The 4,415-nt window shown below is 59.5% G+C and carries 3 protein-coding genes and 1 pseudogene; all 4 read left to right on the top strand.

All coding sequences use genetic code 11. From position 1 onward, the window contains the following. A pseudogene (locus tag D8V06_RS27095) lies at positions 1-1,026 on the top strand (glycine dehydrogenase (aminomethyl-transferring)); the annotation flags it as partial. A gap of 202 nt (positions 1,027-1,228) precedes the next feature. Next, a complete protein-coding gene (locus D8V06_RS27090) occupies positions 1,229-2,605 on the top strand; it encodes an L-serine ammonia-lyase (RefSeq protein ID WP_056852650.1) in 1,377 nt (458 codons plus the stop codon). A gap of 36 nt (positions 2,606-2,641) precedes the next feature. Then, positions 2,642-3,766, top strand: coding sequence for a glycine cleavage system aminomethyltransferase GcvT (gcvT, locus tag D8V06_RS27085; protein ID WP_056852651.1), 1,125 nt, complete (start codon positions 2,642-2,644; stop codon positions 3,764-3,766). A gap of 402 nt (positions 3,767-4,168) precedes the next feature. Beyond that, positions 4,169-4,381, top strand: coding sequence for a cold shock domain-containing protein (locus tag D8V06_RS27080; RefSeq protein ID WP_003175786.1), 213 nt, complete (start codon positions 4,169-4,171; stop codon positions 4,379-4,381). The last annotated feature ends 34 nt before the right edge of the window (positions 4,382-4,415 follow it).

Genomic DNA, 4,415 nt, shown 5'->3' with positions numbered 1-4,415 from the left:
ATGGCTGGCATGCGCGTGGTCGTCACCGCGTGCGATGCCCGTGGCAACGTCGACATTGAAGACCTGCGCGCCAAAGCCATCGAGCACCGCGAACACCTCGCCGCGCTGATGATCACCTACCCGTCGACCCACGGCGTGTTCGAAGAAGGCATCCGCGAAATCTGCGGCATCATTCATGACAACGGTGGCCAGGTGTACATCGACGGCGCCAACATGAACGCGATGGTTGGCCTCTGCGCGCCAGGCAAGTTCGGCGGCGATGTCTCGCACCTGAACCTGCACAAAACCTTCTGCATCCCGCACGGCGGTGGCGGCCCGGGCGTCGGCCCGATCGGCGTGAAATCGCACCTGACTCCGTTCCTGCCGGGCCACGCCCAGATGGCACGCAAGGAAGGCGCGGTCTGCGCGGCACCGTTCGGTAGCGCAAGCATTCTGCCGATTACCTGGATGTACATTCGCATGATGGGTGGCGCAGGCTTGAAGCGTGCTTCGCAGCTGGCGATCCTCAACGCCAACTACATTTCCCGTCGCCTGGAAGAGCACTACCCAGTGCTGTACACCGGCAGCAACGGCCTGGTGGCGCACGAGTGCATCCTTGATCTGCGTCCGCTGAAAGACAGCAGCGGCATCAGCGTTGATGACGTAGCCAAACGCTTGATCGACTTCGGCTTCCACGCCCCGACCATGTCGTTCCCGGTGGCCGGCACGCTGATGATCGAGCCGACCGAAAGCGAATCCAAGGAAGAACTGGACCGCTTCTGCGACGCCATGATCCGCATCCGTGAAGAAATCCGCGCGGTGGAAAACGGCACCCTGGACAAGGACGACAACCCACTGAAAAACGCCCCGCACACGGCGGCGGAGCTGGTCGGTGAGTGGTCGCACCCGTACAGCCGCGAACAAGCGGTGTACCCGGTTGCCTCGCTGATCGAAGGCAAATACTGGCCACCGGTCGGTCGTGTCGACAACGTGTTCGGCGATCGCAACCTGGTCTGCGCCTGCCCGTCGATCGAAAGCTACGCTTAATCAGATGAGGGGGCGGGTTTGCTCGCCCCCGCGTTTAAGAACACCACAAAACCCTGTGGGAGCAGGCTTGCCAGCGATAGCGGTGGGTCAGTCGACATTTTTGCTGCCTGATCCATCGCCATCGCTGGCAAGCCAGCTCCCACAAGGAATGCATCACGCCTGAATTCCGCCAACTCCTATAACAAGAAACCGGAGAACAACCATGTCTTTAAGCGTGTTCGACCTGTTCAAGATTGGCATCGGCCCCTCCAGCTCCCACACCGTCGGTCCGATGCGCGCAGCCGCGCGTTTCGTCGAAGGCTTGCGCCGCGAAAAACTGTTGGCCGCGACCACCTGCGTCAAAGTTGAGCTGTACGGTTCACTCGGCGCCACCGGTAAAGGCCACGGCAGCGACAAAGCCGTGCTGCTGGGGCTGGAAGGCGAACACCCGGACACCGTCGACACCGAAACCGTGGCCGCACGCCTGCAAGCCATTCGTGGCAGCGGACAGCTGAACCTGCTCGGCGAACACAGCATTGCATTCAATGAAAAAGAACACCTGGCGATGATTCGCAAACCGTTGGCTTACCATCCCAACGGCATGATTTTCCGTGCATTCGACGCAGCCGGGCTGCAAATCCGCAGCCGCGAGTACTACTCGGTCGGCGGCGGTTTTGTCGTCGACGAAGACGCCGCCGGCGCCGACCGCATCGTCGAAGACGCCACCCCCCTGACATTTCCCTTCAAAACCGCCAAGGAACTGCTCGGTCACTGCGCCACTTACGGCTTGTCCATCAGCCAGGTGATGCTGACCAACGAAAGCGCCTGGCGCCCGGAAGCGGAGACCCGTGCCGGCCTCCTGAAAATCTGGCAGGTCATGCAGGACTGCGTCGCCGCCGGCTGCCGCAACGAAGGCATCCTGCCCGGAGGCTTGAAGGTCAAGCGCCGGGCCGCCGCGCTGCATCGGCAGCTGTGCAAAAACCCGGAATCGTCCTTGCGTGACCCGCTCTCGGTGCTGGACTGGGTCAACCTGTACGCCCTGGCGGTCAACGAAGAAAACGCCAACGGCGGACGCGTCGTCACTGCGCCCACCAATGGTGCAGCCGGGATCATTCCTGCCGTCCTCCATTACTACATGCGCTTCATCCCGACCGCGAATGACGACGGCGTCGTGCGTTTTTTGCTGACCGCGGCGGCCATCGGCATTTTGTACAAGGAAAACGCCTCGATCTCCGGCGCCGAAGTCGGCTGTCAGGGCGAAGTGGGCGTCGCCTGCTCAATGGCGGCCGGTGCCCTGTGCGAGGTCCTGGGCGGCACCGTGCAGCAAGTCGAAAACGCCGCGGAAATCGGGATGGAACATAACCTTGGCCTGACCTGCGACCCGATTGGCGGGTTGGTGCAAGTGCCTTGTATCGAACGCAATGCCATGGGTTCGGTCAAGGCCATCAATGCCGTGCGCATGGCCATGCGTGGTGACGGTCAACATTTCGTTTCCCTCGACAAGGTCATTCGCACCATGCGCCAGACCGGCGCCGACATGAAAAGCAAATACAAGGAAACCGCCCGTGGCGGTTTGGCGGTCAACATTATCGAGTGCTGATGCGCGCTCATCTGCACTCTTCTTCAGGAGCTGAATATGTCCACCGAACAACTGTTGAAAACCCCGTTGCATGCTCTGCACATCGAACTCGGCGCGCGCATGGTGCCGTTCGCCGGCTATGACATGCCTGTGCAATATCCCTTGGGCGTGATGAAAGAACACCAGCACACCCGCGATCAGGCCGGTCTGTTCGATGTGTCGCACATGGGCCAGATTCGCCTGACCGGCGCCAATGCCGCCAAGGCCCTGGAAACCCTGGTTCCGGTGGATATCATCGACTTGCCCGTGGGCATGCAGCGTTATGCAATGTTCACCAACGAAAGCGGCGGCATCCTCGACGACCTGATGGTCGCCAACCTGGGTAACGACGAACTGTTCCTGGTGGTCAACGCTGCCTGCAAGGATCAAGACCTGGCGCATCTGCGCAAGCACATTGGCGAGCAGTGCACCATCGAGCCACTGTTCGAGGAGCGCGCCCTGCTCGCCCTCCAAGGACCGGCGGCCGTGACGGTACTGGCACGTCTGGCACCGGAAGTGGCGAAGATGACCTTCATGCAGTTCGCCCGGGTAAAACTGCTGGGTGTGGACTGTTTTGTCAGCCGCTCGGGTTACACCGGCGAAGACGGTTTCGAAATTTCCGTGCCGGCCGCCAACGCCGAAGCCCTGACCCGCGCACTGCTGGCGGAACCGGAAGTTGAAGCCATTGGCCTCGGCGCGCGTGACTCCCTGCGCCTGGAAGCTGGCTTGTGCCTGTACGGCCATGACATGAACACCGACACCACCCCCATCGAAGCCAGCCTGTTGTGGGCCATTTCCAAGCCGCGTCGGGCCGACGGTGCGCGTGCCGGTGGTTTCCCGGGGGCTGAAACCGTATTCGCCCAGCAACAGGGCGGAGTCAGCCGCAAACGTGTCGGCCTGCTACCGCAGGAACGGACGCCAGTGCGCGAAGGGGCGGAGATCGTCAACGAAGCCGGCGAGATCATCGGCAGCGTCTGCAGCGGTGGTTTCGGGCCAACCTTGGGTGCGCCATTGGCCATGGGTTACATCGACAGCGCGTACGTCGCGATCGATACACCCGTCTGGGCGATTGTTCGTGGGAAAAAGGTGGCTTTGCTTGTAAGCAAAATGCCATTTGTTCCACAACGCTACTACCGCGGCTGATTGACTGTTCCTATAAGTAACGCGGTTGCGTTTACAACGCACTAATGTGTAACGCAACTGCCATAAAATAGTGCATCGTTTGGCTTTAAGCTTCGATTATGAACTTTGCTTATAACGATCGAAAACAATTGAACAGCTCTGTCGCATAAGCCAGCACTAGTTGGCATATCAGGCCGTCAACGTGAGCAAATCCGGGCCTTTCACAGGGCTTGTTTTTTCTCCCGTAGTTGGCGTAGAGTTTGTTCACTGTGTTTGCATGGGTCGCTTGGAATCGTGACCTGGGCAGTAGCCTACAAGTTAGCTACATCCCGTTCGACGTCTTCTTACTCTCCTGCAACCAGCCCCAGTACTCTTTCATGAGAAGGAGACTGTCATTAATTTTTGCGTCAAAGGAAATAAGAAATGTCCCAACGTCAGAGCGGTACCGTCAAGTGGTTTAACGACGAGAAAGGTTTTGGTTTTATCACTCCTGAAAGCGGTCCGGATCTGTTCGTGCATTTCCGCGCCATCCAGGGCAACGGCTTCAAGAGCCTGAAAGAAGGCCAGAAAGTGACTTTCGTCGCCGTGCAGGGCCAGAAAGGCATGCAGGCTGATGAAGTACAAGCAGAAGCCTAATCTTCTGTAACGAAAAAGCCCCCGATGCTGACAT

The organism is Pseudomonas sp. Sample_24 (assembly GCF_004307605.1).
GTDB lineage: Bacteria > Pseudomonadota > Gammaproteobacteria > Pseudomonadales > Pseudomonadaceae > Aquipseudomonas.
This window is presented reverse-complemented; position numbering and strand designations above follow the sequence as displayed.

Coding starts and splice junctions, on each gene's coding strand:
- D8V06_RS27090 (WP_056852650.1), top strand. CDS start 1,229: ATGTCTTTAAGCGTGTTCGACCTGTTCAAGATTGGCATCGGCCCCTCC.
- gcvT (WP_056852651.1), top strand. CDS start 2,642: ATGTCCACCGAACAACTGTTGAAAACCCCGTTGCATGCTCTGCACATC.
- D8V06_RS27080 (WP_003175786.1), top strand. CDS start 4,169: ATGTCCCAACGTCAGAGCGGTACCGTCAAGTGGTTTAACGACGAGAAA.